Origin of the sequence: Myxococcus sp. AB056 (assembly GCF_006547365.1) — a bacterium.
Taxonomy (GTDB): domain Bacteria; phylum Myxococcota; class Myxococcia; order Myxococcales; family Myxococcaceae; genus Myxococcus; species Myxococcus virescens.
Genome location: NZ_VHLB01000044.1, coordinates 56,370 through 71,905, shown reverse-complemented (window position 1 = coordinate 71,905; position 15,536 = coordinate 56,370). Strand labels below are relative to the sequence as shown.

Below are 15,536 nucleotides of genomic sequence, written 5' to 3'. Positions count from 1 at the left end.
CCCCGCAACCGCCCGGCACACGCATCGCCCCCACGCCCGGCCTGTCGCCGCCCAGCGCCACACCCCCACCGGTGCAGCCTCCGCCCGGCTTTCCGTCGTCACGGACCGACGTGCCCGCGCCGCCCGCGGCCTCGGGGGACCCGCGGCGCGTGGTGGAGGTGGAGCCGGTGGTCGAATCCACCACCGGCCGCATCCACGCCGACGACATCCGTGCCGCCATCCAGGCGGTGACTCCGCTCGTGCAGCAATGTTTCGAGGACGCGGCACAACGCAACCGGGGTCCGCAGACAGTGAAGCTGCGCTTCACCGTGGAGGCGGGCAACGAGGGCGGGGTGATGAGCGCGGGCGAGCTGGTGTCCAGCACCATCCCCGACCCCTTCGTGCAGGCGTGCGCGCTGGACTCGCTGCTGGACGTCCGCTTCCCGGCGCCCTTTGGCGGAGGAAAGGCGACGGTCGTCTACCCCTTCGAGTTCCGTGTCCCTGGGGAGACTGGCCGGTAGGGCCCGGTTTTGCGTAAGGTGCCGGAGCCCCCGACCCTTCATGCCCGTTACCGTCGAACAGCTTGGTCCCCATGACGCGGAAGCCCTTCGGGGGCTCCTGTCGAAGGACCCGGTCCACAACCTCTACCTGCTGGGGTTGCTGGAGGAGTTCGGCATCGCCCCCCGTGGCCGGGTGCCCTTCGCCTTCTACGGCCGCTTCGACAGCCAGGTCCTCACCGCCGCCGTGTTCGTGGGCGGCGACGGCGGGCTGGTGGTGCCCAGCGCGAGCGAGGCGGGCGCCACCAGCGTCATCGCGGACGCGCTGTCCTCGCGCCTGACGCTGCGCTCCACCGTGGGCGACAAGTCGTCGGTGGACGCGCTGCTGCGCAGCCTGGCCCCAGGCAAGCCGCGTCTGTCGCGCACGCAGCGGCTGTTCAGCGTGTCGGCGGATGACCTGGGCCCCTTCACCAACCCGCTCTTGCGGCTGGCGAAGGAAGAGGACCTGCCCCGGCTGCTGCCGCTGGCCCAGGGCTACGTGCGCGAGGTGCACGAGCGAGACCCGTTGGCCGAGGACCCGCGCGGCTACGAGGCCCGCGTCATCCAGCGCGTGCGCCAGCGCCGCACCTACGTGTTGGAGGAGAATGGCGCGCTGGTGTTCAAGGTGGATATCGGCAGCCGCTCCCAGTACGGCGCGGAGCTGGAGGGCCTCTACACGCTGCCCGCCGAGCGCAAGAAGGGCCACGCCCTGCTGTGCCTGGGCCAGATTTCCCGCCACCTGCTGTCATCGCTGCCGCGGCTGACCCTGCGCATCGACGAGCGGGACGAGAGCACCGCTCGCATCGCCCGCAAGGTCGGCTACCTGGCCGGACGGACGTGGCGGCTCGTCCTGGTGGAGTAGCGGCCGGCCGCGTACAGTCCGCGCCCGCATGAGCCGTCCCACGCCTTCCCGCCGTCCCCTCTCTGGAGAGGGCCCCGTCATTCTTCACGCCGCCACCGACCCGCGCTGGCTGCCCCTGGCGCTCGAGCGGTTCGACGAGGTGCTGGTGGACCATGCCCACTGCGAGAAGAAGGCCGCCGCCAACGCGCTGTCCATGCTCCAGGCCTACCCGGACCTGCCGGGGCTTCCCTCGCAGATGGCGCGGCTGGCGCGCGAGGAGAGCGCGCACCTGGCCCGCGTGCTGGACTTGATGGCGGCGCGGGGCCTCACGTTGACCAAGGACGCGGGAGACCCCTACGCCCAGGGCCTTCAGAAGCTGATTCGCACGCCCGCCGCCGAGCGCCGCATGGACCGGCTGCTGGTGGCCGCCGTCATCGAAGCCCGCTCCTGCGAGCGGCTGTCCCTGCTGGCCGAAGGCCTCACCGACCCGGCCCTGGCGCGCTTCTACGGCGAGCTGGCCCAGTCCGAGGACGGCCATCAGTCCCTCTTCTACCGGCTGGCCGTCACCGCGTCCGAAGGCGACGAAACCAGCGTGAAGGCGCGGCTGGAGTGGATGCTGGAGCGCGAGGCGCAGGTCATCACCGACGTGGGGCTGCGCGCCGCCATCCACTGAGCCGTCACGGCCCCGTGGGCGCCCGCTGGCCCACGGCCGGGCGATGCGCCACCGGCGCCGGTGAGGCGCCCTTCTCCAGCGGCCACGCCCAGGGCACGGCCACCGCGAGCAGGACCACCAGCACCGCGGTGAGCGGCGTGCCCAGGCGGAAGAAGTCCGTGAAGCGGTAGTGCCCCGGCCCATAGACGAGCACGCAACTGGGCTCCAGCGGGGTGATGAACGAACAACTGGCCGCCAGCGTCACCGCCATGGCGAAGGGCCGCGCGTCCACGCCGAGCTGCTGCGCGGCGTTGATGGCCACTGGCAGCACCACCAGCGCCGCGGCCTGGTTGCTCATCGGCGCGGACAGGACGATGGTCAGCACCATCAGCACCACCATCACCATGCGCGGGCCACCCAATGCGCCCAGCGCCGCCACCCTGTCTCCCACGAACGCGCCCGCGCCGCTCACCTCCATGGCCAGCCCCAGCGCCATCATGGAGCCGATGAGCAGCACCACGCGCCAGTCCACGCGGAACGCGGTGCGCGGGTCCACGCAGCCAGTGGCAATCATCAGCAACATGCCGGTGAGGCCCGCCACCGACAGCGGCACCACGTCCAGCGAGCCCGCCGCCAGCGCGCCCAGGAACAGCACCACTGCCAGCAGCGCCTTGCCGTAGCGCGGCGGCTGGTACTCGTGGCCGCTGAGCACCGTCAGGTTGCCGCCCCGCGCCAGCTCGTCCACCCGGTCGCGCGCGCCACGCAGCAGCAGCACGTCTCCCACCGACAGCGGCAGCATGGACAGCGAGCGCTCACCGAAGGTGCGGCCCAGGAGCTGGAGCTTGGTGACGCGCTGGATGGCGGGCTTGCGGTGCAGGGCCAGCGCCACCAGGCCGTAGCGCTCCACGAAGAGCGTCTCCTTCAAGCTGCGCCCCACCAACGGGCTGTCGGGCGGCACGCTGGCTTCGATGAGGATGGAGTCCTTGTCGTGCAGCTCCTCGTCGGACAGCCGCACGTCCGGGCGGATCTGGATGCCGCGCAGGTCCTTCACCCGCAGAATCGCCTCGCGGTTGCCCTCGATGAGCAGCCGCTCGTCGCCGTGCAGCCGGTACCCCGGCACCGCGGACAGGGCCTCGCCGTCGCGGATGATGCCGATGACGCGCAGCCCCAGCCCCTCCGAGATGTCCCCCAGCTCCTTGCCCACGTAGCGCGAGTCCGGGGGCAGCACCGCCTCCGTGAGGTAGTCGCGCAGCGTCCAGTCCTCCATGGCGCCGCGGCCCTCGCGCGCCGGCAGCAACCACGGCGCCAGCAGCACCACCCCGAGGATGCCGACAACCGCCAGTGGCAGCCCCACCGGCGCCAGCTCCGTCACGCCGATGCCCGGCATGCCCAGCCGCTGCATCGCCGCGGACATCACCAGGTTGGTGGAGGTGCCGTAGAGGAACACCATGCCGCCCAGCATGGAGGCGTACGCCAGCGGCAGCAGCACCTTGCTCTTGGGCACCTTGGCGCGCTGGGCCGCGCCGATGGCCACCGGCAGGAAGGCCGCCGTCGTCACCGTGTTGGAGATGACAGAGGAAAAGGCCGCCACCGCCACCATCATCGCCATGACGAACGTCTGATGGCCGAAACGGGCGAAGAAGGCCAACCGTTGCCCCACCAACTGAACCACGCCCGTCGATGCGAGCCCCTGCGTCATCGCGAGCAGCGTGAAGATGAAGATGACAGTGTCGTTGCTGAACCCCTCGAACGCCTGCACGGGCGTGAGCACGCCGGTGAGCGCCAGCAGGCACACCACCACGAGCGAGCTGACTTCGATGGGAAGCGTGTCGAACGAGAACAGCACCAGCGCGACGACGACAACACCCAGGACGATGGCGATGGTCATAAGGCCCGCCCCAACCTGTATTCGCTGCGCTGATATGGCGAGTGCCGTGGCGCAGTGCGCCGTTTACTTCTGGATGACCGGCCGCTGATAAGTGGAATTAGGAGCGGCCTGTTCGGTACCAAGGCGGGTGACCGGTCGCGGGTTGCATTTATGCCCCCCTTCCAGAACGTTTGGGGCCTGTCTCCAGACCTGAACCACGAGGACGAATCCATGGCTTCGACGCAAGTTGCGGCGGAGGGCCAGCAGGCCCCCACGAAAAACCCCACGCTCCTGGCCTGGGTGGCCAAGATGGCCGAGATGACCCAGCCGGACAGCATCGTCTGGTGTGACGGGTCCGAGGCGGAGAAGAAGCGGCTGACGGACCAGGCGGTGAAGGAGGGCATCCTCATCCCGCTGAACCCGGAGAAGCGCCCCAACAGCTACCTCCACCGCTCCAACCCGAACGACGTGGCGCGCGTGGAGCACCTCACGTTCATCTGCACGCCGAACAAGACGGACGCCGGCCCGACGAACAACTGGATGGAGCCCGAGGCGGCCTACACCAAGCTGGGCAACCTGTTCACCGGGTGCATGAAGGGCCGCACCATGTACGTGGTGCCCTACGCCATGGGCCCCATCGGCAGCCCCTTCACCAAGCTGGGCGTGGAGCTGACCGACAGCATCTACGTCGTGCTGAACATGCGCATCATGGCGCGCATGGGGAAGCAGGCGCTGGACATGCTGGGTGACAGCGACGACTTCAACCGCGGCCTGCACAGCACCGGCGACGTGGACCCCGACCGCCGCTACATCTGCCACTTCCCCCAGGACAACACCATCTGGAGCTTCGGCTCCGGCTACGGCGGCAACGTGCTGCTGGGCAAGAAGTGCCTCGCGCTGCGCATCGGCAGCTACCTGGGCCGCGAGGAAAGCTGGATGGCCGAGCACATGCTCATCCTGGGCGTCACCAGCCCCAAGGGTGAGACCACGTACGTGGCCGCCGCCTTCCCGTCCGCGTGTGGCAAGACGAACTTCGCGATGATGATTCCGCCCCCCGAGTACAAGGGCTGGAAGATTGAGACCGTCGGCGACGACATCGCGTGGATGCACCCCGGCAAGGATGGCCGCCTGTACGCCATCAACCCGGAGGCCGGCTACTTCGGCGTGGTGCCCGGCACCAACTACAAGACGAACCCCAACGCGATGGAGTCCATCGCCAAGGACACCATCTTCACCAACGTGGCGCTGACGGCGGACGGCGACGTGTGGTGGGAGGGCAAGGACGGCGAGGTCCCCGACGAGCTCACCGACTGGCAGGGCCGCCCCTGGAAGAAGGGCAGCACGGAGAAGGCGGCGCATCCCAACAGCCGCTTCACCGCGCCCATGTCCAACAACCCGGCGCTGAGCCCCAAGGCCAACGACCCGATGGGCGTGCCCATCTCCGCGCTCATCTTCGGCGGCCGCCGCTCCAACACCGTCCCGCTGGTGCTCCAGGCCTTCAACTGGACCCACGGCGTGTTCCTGGGCGCCACCATGGGCAGCGAGACGACGGCCGCGGCCACCGGCAAGGTCGGCGTCGTGCGCCGCGACCCCATGGCCATGCTGCCCTTCTGCGGCTACCACATGGGTGACTACCTCCAGCACTGGCTGGACATGCAGAAGCACATCGCCCAGCTGCCGAAGATCTTCCAGGTCAACTGGTTCCGTCAGGACAAGAACGGCAAGTTCATGTGGCCGGGCTTCGGCGAGAACATGCGCGTGCTGGAGTGGATCGTGAACCGCGTCCACGGCCGCGTTCCCACCCAGGAGACGCTGCTGGGCTGGGTGCCCCGCGCCGACCAGGGCCTCAACCTCAATGGCCTGGACCTGGCCTCCGACGTGGTGACGGAAGTCACGTCCATCAAGGAGGACGAATGGAAGGCCGAGCTGAAGAGCCAGGAGGTCTTCTTCGAGCAGCTCGGCACCAAGGCGCCGGACGCGCTGATGCTCCAGCGCAAGCTGCTGATGGCGCGCCTGGACCACTGAGTCCCCGCCAGTCTGTAGCAGCCTGACACCCGGGGCCGCCTCCCGCTCGCACCGAGCGCGGTGGGCGGCCCCTCCGTTTTTCACAGGAAGTAAAAGTCAGCGCTTCGACCTTCCCGGAGCTCCGCGCTAGGCTCTCAGGTCATGAGACTGGCTTTCGTATTGTCGGTGATTCTCACGCTGGCGCCACCAGTGGCGTTCGCGCAGCGCGGGAAAAGTGCAGCGGCCCTCATCAAGGACGGCGAGCGGCTGTACCAGGGAGGCAAGTACCGCGAGGCAGCGGATGCGCTGAAGAAGGCGCATGAAGCCCAGCCCCATCCGCGGCTCATCTACAACATCGCCATCTCCCTGGAGAACGCGGGAGAGCTGCGCGAGGCGGTGACCTGGTACCAGCAGTACGTCGGCGCCACCGACGGCACGGACCCGACGCTGCTCAAGCGCAGCGCGCGCAGCATCGACCGGCTGCGGGTGCTCATCGAGAAGGAAGACCAGGTGGCGGCCGCGTCCAACGCCGAGCGCCAGCGGCTCCAGGAGGAAGCGGACGCCGCGCGCCGGCAGGCGGAAGAAGAGCAGCTCGCGGCCCGCCGCGCGGAGGAGGAGAGCCGGCGCCAGCAGGAGGCGGAGCTGCAGCGCGCGCTGACGTCCTACAAGCGCCAGCGCATCGGCGCGTTCGCCGCGGCCGGCGTGGGCGCGGCGGGCGTGGTGGCGGGCGTGCTGTTCGGCATGCAGGCGCGCGACGCGCGTGAGCAGTTCGACGGCGCCACCCGGGTGGAGAGCAAGGAGGAGTTCGCCGACAAGACGCGCAGCCGGGCGCTGCTGGCGGACGTCGGCTTCGGCGTGGGACTGGCCGGTGTCATCACCGCCATCGTCCTCTACCCGAAGGATGGCCCCCCGGTTGCGGGTGAGGTGCGAGTCACGATGGCGCCCAAGGGCGCTGGAGCAGGAATGGCGGTGAGCTTCTGATGCGCGCGCTGCGATTGATGATGACGGGAAGCACCCTGCTGATGGCCGGGTGCAGCTTCACCACCGCCAGTGGACTGACCGAGTGCGAGACGTCCTCGGACTGTGAAACCGCGCAGGTGTGCACCGCGGGCTACTGCCTGCCGCAGCCAGAGGGCTGCGGAGTGGTCTACGGCCCGGCCTCCGCGGCCAACGCCATTCCCCTGGGCGCCACGGTGCCGCTGAGCACCTCTGACGGCCCGGACGAGTCCGAGGTGCAGGCGCTCAACGCCATCAAGCTGGCGCTCGACGAAATCAACCAGCGCGAGGGCGTCAACGGCCGGCCCTTCGTCCTCCACATCTGCGACACGCGCTCGGAGCCGAACCGCGCCGCCGAGCAGGCCCAGTGGCTGATGCGTGAGCGCCAGGTGCCGATGATTTTCACCTCCAGCAGCGCCCAGGCGCTCGCGGTGTCCTCGTTCACCGTGCCCAACGGCGTGCTGATGATCACGTACAGCGCCACCAGCCCGGACCTGGCCGCCATCAACGACCAGAACGGCACCACGGCAGGCCTCGTCTGGCGGACGGCCCCGTCCGACGTGCTGCAGGGCCGCATCATCGGAGACCTGCTCCAGGGCAACATCCTGGTGAATGGTGCCCCGCTCTACGACAGCATCTCCAAGGTCGGCATCAGCTACGTGAATGACGCCTACGGGCAAGGCCTCTTCGGCGTGACGCTGGGGCGCATCGACGCCACCCAGCGGACCGTGACGTCCGCCCAGTACACCCGCAACAGCGCCGACGTCTCCAGTGTGGTGCAGCACATCACCACCAGTCTGCCGGATGTCGAGGTCCTCATCGGCTTCTCCGAGGACAACGCGCGCATCATCAACCAGACGGCCGCCGCGGGCCGGAACACCCAGCGGTGGTTCTTCACCGACGCCGGCAAGGACCGGGGCCTCTTCACCGCGCTGGGCGCCAACGAGGCGCTCGTGGACGATGCCTACGGCACGTCTCCAGCGCAGGCCCGTCCAGACCTCGTCTATCAGCTGTTCGCCCAGCGCTTCCGCTCCGCCTTCAACCAGACGGACCCGGGGCAGTACTCCTTCACCGCGCACGCGTATGACGCCATGTACCTGGTGGCGCTCGGCGCCGCGTATGCCGCCGGTCCCGACGTCAACACCCCGCAGGCCATCACCGGCGCGCGCATTGCGGATGGACTGGCGCTCGTGACGCCGGGCGAGGCAGGCACGTCCCTGAACTACAACCTGGGCACGGAGGGCTTCGCGGGCGCTCGCGCGGCCATCCGCAATGGACAGGTCATCAACGTGACGGGCGCCAGCGGCAACCTCGACTTCGACGCCACGGGCGAGGCGCCGTCCGAGTACGAGCTGTTCCGCGTGAAGGACGGCGGGTTCCAGACGGTGCAGCTCATCGCGCCGCCCACGGAGTGACGTGACGGGGCCTCAGGGCCCCAGCGTCCGCGCGAGCACCTCGACGGCGGCGGCGAAATCCTCGGGCTGGGGCAGCAGCGACAGCACGAGGAAGGCGCCGCCGCCGAAGTCGTAGAAGTAGCCCGGCTGCACCCGCACGCCCGCGTCCAGCAGGGCCAGGCAGGTGGACTCCTCGCCGGGCGCCCTCGGAATCCGTACCACCGCGCTCCACCCGCCCTCCGCCGGCACCACGTCCCAGCTGGCGTCGCGAGGCCGGGCCGCGAGCAGGCGCCGGCGGTTGCCCCTCACCCGCTCCAGCACCGCCGCCTGGAAGCGAGGCGCATGGGCCAGGAGCGCGGGCAGGGCCCGCTGCACGGGCGTGCCCACGGGCAGGTACGTGTCCCCCACCCAGTCCAGGCGGGCCAGCGCCTCGTCACGGAGCGCCGCGGGCCCGCCCACGTGCGTCCACGCCAGCTTGAGCCCGGGCAGCCCCGCGGACTTGGAGAGGCCGGAGAGGGCGAAGGTGAGCATCGGCAGCGCGCGCCCCGCCACGGTGGCCACGCGCCCGGGCGCCGGCGCCCATGCGAAGGGCGAGAAGACTTCGTCGCAGACGAGCGCCAGCTGGCGGCGCGCGCACACGTCCGCCAGCGCCGCCAGCTCACCGTCGTGCAGGAAGTGGCCGGTGGGGTTGCCGGGGTTCACCACCAGCACCACGCGGGTCCGCGCGTCGCACGCCGCAGCCACCTCCCCCGCGTCCAGGCCGAAGCCATGCGCGCGCGGCAAGGCGTAGGAACGCGTCTGGACGCCCTCCAGGCGCGCGAGGTGCTCGAAGAGGGGGTAGCAGGGGGCCGGGACGAGAACGTTGTCCCCGGGCTCGCACAGGAGCTTGAAGAGCCAGCCGTAGGCTTCACTGGTGCTGGAGGTCAGCAGCAGGTGCGCTTCGGAGACCTGGGCGCCCCGCGCCGCGAAGTCCGCCACCAGCGCCTGTCGCGCGGAGGCGAGCCCCAGGGACTCAGGTTCGTAGGAGAAGGCGTCCTCGGGGGCCAGGAGCGCCGCGTCCGGCAGGGGCAACCCCACACGCGTGGGGTTGGATTCCGTCAGGTCCAGGAGGGGACGTCCGCTGGCGTGGAGCCTCTCGAGCGCCCGTGTCAGCGGGTTGGGTGTCCGTGCGAAGTCCGTCCGCGCGGAGAAGCGGCTCACAGGCCCGTTTGCAGCATGGCGTTCGCGACACGACGAATCAGGTCGCGGCGAACCTCCTTGCGGCAGTGCTCGATGGCCTTGTCGTGAGGCCGGGGAAGTTGAGGGTCGCGCATGCGCAGAGCGGTCCGGAGCACGAGTTCCACCTTGGAGGGCTCGATGTGAAAGAGCCGAGGCCCTTCCTTTTGCAGGAAGTAGGAAAGCCCCCTCTTGTCGATGAGCTTCTTGTAGAACCGCCGGACGTCCGCGAGGAACGTGAGATCGATGATGTCCGCCATTCGTGAGGCGTTCTCGCGCGGAAAAAACGGCACGTCCATTTCACGGCCGCATGTCCCGAAAACTTGCGCAACCTGTAGCACTGGCCCTCGGAAGGAAACGCGCCGGAGGCCGATTTTCCGGCCTCCGCGCGTTCAGGGCAACAGCGGCCGCAGCGCGCGGCGAAACGCGGCATGGCGGCGCCGCGCGTCGGGAAGATAGGGCACCGGTCCCAGCACCGGGACGCCGTGCCGCGCCTCCAGGAGCCGCCGGTTGTCGCGCTCCGAAACATCCTTCGCGGACGTCCCGCGCGACAGCAGCACGGCCCGCACTGGAATGCGGCGCGCGGCCAGCGCCTGGAGCGACAGCGCGGTGTGGTTGAGCGTGCCCAGGCCCGCGCGCGCCACCAGCAGCACCGGCAGGTGCAAGGTGGCGATGAGGTCGATGACGTCGTGCTTCGAGTCCAGCGGCACGAACAGGCCCCCTGCCCCCTCCACCACGGCGTTGCCCCCGCGCAGCCGACGCCACGTGGCCAGCGTGACATCCCAGTCGGGCTCGCGTCCCAGGCGGCTGGCGGCCACGCCGGGCGCCACGGGCAGACGGAAGCGGTGAGGACACACTTCATCCACGCGCAGCGAGCTGCCCGCCGCCGCGCGCAGGGCCAGCGCGTCCGCGGGCGCACGCAGGGACGCGCAGCCGCTCTCGTAGGGCTTGAAGCCCTGGGGCCGCAGCCCCGCGTCCGCCAGCAGCGACAGGAGCGCGCACGACGCCTGCGTCTTCCCCACGCCGGTGTCCGTGCCCGTCACGAAAATCTGGAACGGCTTGCCACGCTCAGCCACGGCGGACTCCCACGGTGCGCAGCGCCTCCAGCGCCAGGTCCACGTGGCCCACGCTGTGGGAAGCGGACAGGCAGAAGCGCAGGCGGCTGGTGCCCTCGGGGACGGTGGGCGGGCGGATGGCCTTCACCAGCACGCCCGCCTCGCGCAGACGGCGTGCGGCGTCCAGCGCCCGCTCGGGCTCGCCGAGGATGATGGGGAACACGGCGCTGCGAGGCTCGGCGCGCACGCCCAAGCCGCGCAGGCCCTCCGCGAAGCGACGGATGTTGCGCCACAGCCGCTCGCGCAGGTCCGGGTCGCCCTCCACGGCGTCCACGGCGGCCTCGGCGGCGGCGCACAGGTGCGCCGGCAGCGCGGTGGAGAAGACGAAGGGCCGCGCGCGGGATACCAGCAGGTCCGCCACCTCGCGAGAGGTCGCCACGTACGCGCCCATGACGCCCAGCGCCTTGCTCAGCGTGCCCATGCGCAGGTCCACCTCGTTCTCCAATCCCAGCTCATCGCAGAGGCCCGCTCCGCGTGTGCCCAGCACGCCGGTGGCATGCGCTTCGTCCACCATCAGCGCGGCGCCGTGGGCCCGGCACGCGGCGACGATGTCGCGCAGCGGGGCCACGTCTCCGTCCATGGAGAAGACGGTGTCCGTCACCACCAGCTTGCGGCGCGCGGGCGTCTCCGCCAGGGCGCGCGTGAGCGCCTCCACGTCCGCGTGCGGATAGACGCAGACGCGGGCGCGTGACAGCCGGCAGCCATCCACGAGCGAGGCGTGGTTGAGGGCATCGGAGAAGACGGCGTCCTCGGGCCCCACCAGCGCGGGGATGATGCCGGTGTTGGCGGCGTAGCCGCTGTTGAACAGGCGCACGGCCTCCGCGCGCTCGAAGGCGGCCAGCCGCGTTTCCAACCGGTGATGCGCGGCGGTGTCGCCCACCACCAACCGGCTGGCACCGGTGCCTACGCCGTAGCGATCCACGGCGGCCAGCGCCGCGGCACGCACGGTGGGTGACGCGGCCAGCCCCAGGTAGTCATTGGACGAGAAGTTGACGAGCGCCTCGCCCCCCACGCGCACCACGGGCCCCTGGGGAGAATCCAGGGGCTCCAGGTAGCGGCGCAGGCCGCGCTCGGACAGGGCCTCCAGGTCCTCCCGGGCCCACGCCGCCGCGACGGATTCATCACTCACGGTGGGCTCAGCCTTCCTGACGCGGCTCCAGGGGGCGGATGCCCGCCTTCTCCAGCAGGGCCATGTCCTGGGTGTACTCGGGGTTGCCGGTGGTGAGCAGCTTCTCGCCGAAGAAGAGCGAGTTGGCGCCCGCCATCATGCACAGCAGTTGCGCCTCTTCGTTCATCTGCTGCCGGCCCGCGGACAGGCGCACCATGGACTGGGGCATCAGGATGCGCGCGGTGGCGATGGTGCGCACCATGTCCACCGTCTCCACGCGCTGCTGCTCCTGAAGCGGCGTGCCCTCCACGGCCACCAGCGCGTTGATGGGCACCGACTCCGGGTGGTGCTCCTGGTTGGCCAGGGTCCGCAGCAGGTTGCAGCGGTCATCCACCGACTCGCCCATGCCAATGATGCCGCCGCAGCACACGGAGATGCCGGCGTCGCGCACGCGGTTGAGCGTGCGCAGGCGGTCTTCATAGGTGCGGGTGGAGATGATGTCGCCGTAGTGCTCGGGCGACGTGTCCAGGTTGTGGTTGTACGCGGACAGGCCGGCCTCGCGCAGGCGCTTCGCCTGGCTCTCGGAGAGCATGCCCAGGGTGGCGCACGCCTCCATGCCCAGCGCGCGCACGCCGCGCACCATCTCCAGCACGCTGTCGAACTGCGGACCGTCCTTCACCTCGCGCCACGCGGCGCCCATGCAGAAGCGCGTGGCTCCGGCGGCGCGGGCCTTGGACGCGGCATCCAGCACGTCCGGCAGGGCCATCAGCTTCTCCGCCTTGACGCCCGTCTTGTAGCGGGCCGCCTGCGGGCAGTACGAGCAGTCCTCCGGGCAGCCGCCCGTCTTGATGGACAGCAGCGAACAGAGCTGGACCTTGTTGTCCACGAACACGGCCCGGTGGACCGTCTGGGCCTTGTGCACCAGGTCCAGCAGCGGGAGCTCGTAGAGGGCCCTCACCTCCGACAGCGACCAGTCATGGCGCACGTCCACGCCCGCCGGTGGCGGCGCGGCGACGTGGGCGTGACCGGAGAACTCGCTCTCGCTGGAGACAGTGGCGGTATCGGGCATGGGCTCCTCTACGGACGGATGAGGGCCCGAACGTGCGTGGACCCCGGAAAGTTGTCAACGCCCGCGAGCAGGTTGGTTGACGACTCTCCAGGGTCCATCTCCCCTCAAGAGGGGCTCAGCGCGTCAACTGACGCGCGGCACTAGACGTGGACGCGGCGACCCCGGCCTGCCAGGCCCACCAGGAACAACACCAGGAGTGCGCCCAGGACGGAGAACAGGAGTCCCGTCGGGTGCAGGTCGAAGATGCGGCCATCACTGCGGAAGAGCGAGGCGACGAAACCGCCCACGAAGGAGCCGGCGATACCCAGCAGCGTGGTGGCGAGGAGCCCCATCGACTGGTTGCCCGGCATGAGCGCGCGGGCAATCAGACCCGCGAGAAGGCCAATGACCAGAAACGCGATAATCCCCATGACTACCTCCCTTGCTTGTTTAGCGACGCAGGGTGCGACGCCCACCTGGGAGCAAACCTGGGTTGCCCCACCCGTTCGTACAACTTGGCACCGGGGGGCTTGACATGGCGCCTGCCTGCTCTGCGGGCATGCCTGCCTGCAAGGTCGCAAAAACGTCAGGGTTCCGCGCTATTCACCCAACCCATGGCGAAGGCGAAGACGCACTACACCTGTCAGGCGTGTGGATACAAAACGGCGAAGTGGCTCGGGAAGTGTCCGGACTGTGGCGCGTGGAGCTCCCTGCTGGAGGAGACGGACCCGAAGGCGGATGAGCGACGTCCGGCCTGGGGGGCCTCGGGCGGTTCGGCGCGGCCCATGCTGCTCAAGGAAGTGAGCGGCGAAACGGAGACGCGCCGGCGCACGGGCATCGCCGAATTCGACCGCGTGCTGGGCGGCGGCGTGGTGAGCGGCTCCATCGTGCTGCTGGGTGGCGATCCGGGCATCGGCAAGTCCACGCTGCTGCTGGCGGCGTTGGACAGACTGGCGCGTCACGGACCGGTGCTCTACGTCTCCGGTGAAGAGAGTCTGCGACAGACGAAGATGCGCGCCGAGCGGCTCCGGGTGGAGGGGGACTCCATCCACCTGTTCGCGGAGACGGACGCGGAGCGGGTGCTGACGGCGACGGAGGCGTTGAAGCCCCAGGCGCTAGTGGTGGACTCCATCCAGACCATGTACCTGCCGGAGCTGGGCAACGCGCCCGGCAGCATCACCCAGGTGCGCGAGGTGGCGGGCCGGCTGATGGCCTACGCGAAGCGCACGGGGGTGCCCACGTTCCTGGTGGGCCACGTGACGAAGGAAGGTTCCATCGCGGGCCCGCGCGTGCTGGAGCACATGGTGGACACGGTCCTCTACTTCGAGGGCGAGCGGGGCCACCCGTTCCGAATCCTGCGCGCACACAAGAACCGCTTCGGCTCCACGAACGAGATTGGCGTCTTCGAGATGAAGGGCGCGGGGCTGGTGGAGGTATCCGACCCCTCCGCCCTCTTCCTGTCGGAGCGGCCGGTGGGCAAGTCAGGCAGCGTGGTGACGAGCACGCTGAACGGTACGCGCCCGCTGCTGGTGGAGGTGCAAGCGCTGGTGGCGCCCACGGGCTACGGCACCGCGCGGCGCACGGCGATTGGCGTGGACGGCAACCGCGTGGCGCTGCTGGCGGCGGTGCTGGAGAAGAAGGAGGAGATTCCGCTGGTGGGCTGTGACTTGTTCGTCAACGTGGCGGGCGGCATGCAGCTCACCGAGCCCGCGTGTGACCTCGCGGTGTGCGCGGCGTTGGTGAGCAGCCTCCAGAATCGTCCGTTGGATCCAAAGACGCTGGTGCTCGGAGAAGTGGGCCTCGCCGGAGAGGTGCGCGCGGTAGGTCAGGTGGAGCCGCGACTGGCGGAGGCCGCGAAGATGGGCTTCCAGCGCGTGGTGCTGCCCGCGGGCAGCGCGCGGCGGCTGGAGGACGCGGGCCCGAAGATGAAGATCGTCGGGGTGGAGACGCTCGGCGACGCGCTGGTCGCGATGTTCGACTGAGCGGAGCGCGCCGCACGTGAGCTGAAGATGAAGTCACCCCGCGAGTTCCGTACTGCCAGCGCCCCCCCTGAGCTGTCCGATTTGACGGGGCCAACTCCACCGGAGGGAGCGCATCCAAGCCACACGGACACGCTCCCTCCCGAGGTACCGCGAGCTAGGCCTGCGGCCGAGGCATCACGGCGTAGCGCAGCAGCACGACGCCGTTGGCGTAGACCTTGGTGGACTTCAGGTCCAGGTCCACCACCTGCTTCAGCGAGACCACCAGCGGGATGCCCGAGCCGAGTATCAGCGGGTTCATCTTGAGCAGGACCTCGTCGACCAGCCCCTCGGCGAGCAGCAGCCCCGCGAACGCGCCACCACCGCTCAGGTAGATGTCACCGCCCTCCTTCGCCTTCAGACGCCGGACCTCGCCCACCGCGTCGTCCGACACCAGCTTCACGCGCGGATTCGGGCTCTCCTTCATCGTGCGGCTGAAGACGTAGGTGTCCATGTTCGGATAGGGGTCCGTCACCCCCACCTTGAGGCCGCCGTCATAGGTGCGCCGCCCCATGAGCACCGTCGCATAGGTCGCCAGCGACGCGACGTAGTCCGCGACGTGCTCGCTGTCCTTGATGAGGCGGTCCTGCATGAAGGCGCCGTACGTATCGTCCTCGTGGGCGATGAAACCGTCGACGCTGGTGGCAACGTGGTACTTGAGCTTTCGCATACGTGTTCTCCATGCCGCGCGCGCAAAGGCGCCGGTCATTCAGGTTCAGGAAGACGACTGGGAAACACAGCGGGGACCCACGCATCCGGACAG

The 15,536-nt window shown here is 69.7% G+C and carries 15 protein-coding genes; 7 read left to right on the top strand and 8 right to left on the bottom strand.

Annotated elements, in window-relative coordinates; translation table 11 throughout:
* The 3 genes from FMP39_RS20140 to FMP39_RS20130 all read left to right on the top strand — a co-directional run.
* Positions 1–500, top strand: a 500-nt coding sequence (locus tag FMP39_RS20140) for an AgmX/PglI C-terminal domain-containing protein (RefSeq protein ID WP_141591948.1), incomplete at its 5' end; no start/stop codon positions are given.
* A gap of 40 nt (positions 501–540) precedes the next feature.
* Positions 541–1,377, top strand: coding sequence for a GNAT family N-acetyltransferase (locus FMP39_RS20135; protein ID WP_194858485.1), 837 nt, complete (start codon positions 541–543; stop codon positions 1,375–1,377).
* Positions 1,378–1,405: 28 nt separating this feature from the next.
* Positions 1,406–2,029 carry a tRNA-(ms[2]io[6]A)-hydroxylase gene (locus FMP39_RS20130; RefSeq protein WP_011551383.1) on the top strand — a complete coding sequence of 208 codons (624 nt, stop codon included), beginning with the start codon at positions 1,406–1,408 and terminating at the stop codon, positions 2,027–2,029.
* Positions 2,030–2,033: 4 nt separating this feature from the next.
* Here FMP39_RS20130 and FMP39_RS20125 read toward each other — a convergent pair whose 3' ends face one another.
* On the bottom strand, positions 2,034–3,896 hold the full coding sequence (locus FMP39_RS20125) for an SLC13 family permease (RefSeq protein WP_141591946.1): 1,863 nt from the start codon (positions 3,894–3,896) through the stop codon (positions 2,034–2,036).
* A gap of 210 nt (positions 3,897–4,106) precedes the next feature.
* On the opposite strand from FMP39_RS20125, the gene FMP39_RS20120 reads away from it, so the two are divergent.
* From FMP39_RS20120 to FMP39_RS20110, 3 genes are all read left to right on the top strand, one after another.
* Positions 4,107–5,900 (top strand): phosphoenolpyruvate carboxykinase (GTP), encoded by a 1,794-nt coding sequence (locus FMP39_RS20120; protein WP_090486929.1) that lies wholly within the window; start codon positions 4,107–4,109, stop codon positions 5,898–5,900.
* A gap of 141 nt (positions 5,901–6,041) precedes the next feature.
* The gene (locus FMP39_RS20115; RefSeq protein ID WP_141591945.1) at positions 6,042–6,860 is read left to right on the top strand and encodes a hypothetical protein; all 819 of its coding nucleotides are present in this window, start codon (positions 6,042–6,044) and stop codon (positions 6,858–6,860) included.
* Complete coding sequence (locus FMP39_RS20110; RefSeq protein WP_141591944.1) at positions 6,860–8,290, top strand: ABC transporter substrate-binding protein; 1,431 nt, start codon at positions 6,860–6,862, stop codon at positions 8,288–8,290. The genes FMP39_RS20115 and FMP39_RS20110 overlap by 1 nt, the downstream gene beginning before the upstream one ends.
* 12 nt (positions 8,291–8,302) lie before the next feature.
* Here the strand turns inward: FMP39_RS20110 and FMP39_RS20105 are convergent, their stop codons facing one another.
* The 6 genes from FMP39_RS20105 to FMP39_RS20080 all read right to left on the bottom strand — a co-directional run bounded on the left by FMP39_RS20105 (position 8,303) and on the right by FMP39_RS20080 (position 13,186).
* Positions 8,303–9,469 carry a pyridoxal phosphate-dependent aminotransferase gene (locus FMP39_RS20105; RefSeq protein WP_141591943.1) on the bottom strand — a complete coding sequence of 389 codons (1,167 nt, stop codon included), beginning with the start codon at positions 9,467–9,469 and terminating at the stop codon, positions 8,303–8,305.
* Positions 9,466–9,744: a hypothetical protein gene (locus tag FMP39_RS20100; protein WP_141591942.1), complete on the bottom strand. Its 279-nt coding sequence runs from the start codon at positions 9,742–9,744 to the stop codon at positions 9,466–9,468. The genes FMP39_RS20105 and FMP39_RS20100 overlap by 4 nt, the downstream gene beginning before the upstream one ends.
* Positions 9,745–9,876: 132 nt before the next feature.
* Positions 9,877–10,560: a dethiobiotin synthase gene (gene bioD, locus FMP39_RS20095; protein ID WP_141591941.1), complete on the bottom strand. Its 684-nt coding sequence runs from the start codon at positions 10,558–10,560 to the stop codon at positions 9,877–9,879.
* On the bottom strand, positions 10,553–11,728 hold the full coding sequence (gene bioF, locus FMP39_RS20090; RefSeq protein ID WP_141591940.1) for an 8-amino-7-oxononanoate synthase: 1,176 nt from the start codon (positions 11,726–11,728) through the stop codon (positions 10,553–10,555). The genes bioD and bioF overlap by 8 nt, the downstream gene beginning before the upstream one ends.
* A gap of 7 nt (positions 11,729–11,735) precedes the next feature.
* Positions 11,736–12,776: a biotin synthase BioB gene (gene bioB / locus FMP39_RS20085; RefSeq protein WP_141591939.1), complete on the bottom strand. Its 1,041-nt coding sequence runs from the start codon at positions 12,774–12,776 to the stop codon at positions 11,736–11,738.
* 140 nt (positions 12,777–12,916) lie between these two features.
* The gene (locus FMP39_RS20080) at positions 12,917–13,186 is read right to left on the bottom strand and encodes a GlsB/YeaQ/YmgE family stress response membrane protein (RefSeq protein WP_090484785.1); all 270 of its coding nucleotides are present in this window, start codon (positions 13,184–13,186) and stop codon (positions 12,917–12,919) included.
* A 183-nt stretch (positions 13,187–13,369) separates the two neighbouring features.
* Here FMP39_RS20080 and radA point away from each other — a divergent pair, with 183 nt between their 5' ends.
* The gene (radA, locus tag FMP39_RS20075) at positions 13,370–14,737 is read left to right on the top strand and encodes a DNA repair protein RadA (protein ID WP_141591938.1); all 1,368 of its coding nucleotides are present in this window, start codon (positions 13,370–13,372) and stop codon (positions 14,735–14,737) included.
* Positions 14,738–14,891: 154 nt separating this feature from the next.
* On the opposite strand, the gene FMP39_RS20070 is transcribed toward radA, so the two are convergent.
* The gene (locus FMP39_RS20070; RefSeq protein ID WP_141591937.1) at positions 14,892–15,443 is read right to left on the bottom strand and encodes a dihydrofolate reductase family protein; all 552 of its coding nucleotides are present in this window, start codon (positions 15,441–15,443) and stop codon (positions 14,892–14,894) included.
* Positions 15,444–15,536: the final 93 nt, after the last annotated feature.

Coding starts and splice junctions, on each gene's coding strand:
- FMP39_RS20100 (WP_141591942.1), bottom strand. CDS start 9,744: ATGGCGGACATCATCGATCTCACGTTCCTCGCGGACGTCCGGCGGTTC.
- FMP39_RS20130 (WP_011551383.1), top strand. CDS start 1,406: ATGAGCCGTCCCACGCCTTCCCGCCGTCCCCTCTCTGGAGAGGGCCCC.
- FMP39_RS20135 (WP_194858485.1), top strand. CDS start 541: ATGCCCGTTACCGTCGAACAGCTTGGTCCCCATGACGCGGAAGCCCTT.
- radA (WP_141591938.1), top strand. CDS start 13,370: ATGGCGAAGGCGAAGACGCACTACACCTGTCAGGCGTGTGGATACAAA.
- FMP39_RS20120 (WP_090486929.1), top strand. CDS start 4,107: ATGGCTTCGACGCAAGTTGCGGCGGAGGGCCAGCAGGCCCCCACGAAA.
- bioB (WP_141591939.1), bottom strand. CDS start 12,776: ATGCCCGATACCGCCACTGTCTCCAGCGAGAGCGAGTTCTCCGGTCAC.
- FMP39_RS20115 (WP_141591945.1), top strand. CDS start 6,042: ATGAGACTGGCTTTCGTATTGTCGGTGATTCTCACGCTGGCGCCACCA.
- FMP39_RS20080 (WP_090484785.1), bottom strand. CDS start 13,186: ATGGGGATTATCGCGTTTCTGGTCATTGGCCTTCTCGCGGGTCTGATT.
- FMP39_RS20110 (WP_141591944.1), top strand. CDS start 6,860: ATGCGCGCGCTGCGATTGATGATGACGGGAAGCACCCTGCTGATGGCC.
- FMP39_RS20070 (WP_141591937.1), bottom strand. CDS start 15,443: ATGCGAAAGCTCAAGTACCACGTTGCCACCAGCGTCGACGGTTTCATC.
- FMP39_RS20125 (WP_141591946.1), bottom strand. CDS start 3,896: ATGACCATCGCCATCGTCCTGGGTGTTGTCGTCGTCGCGCTGGTGCTG.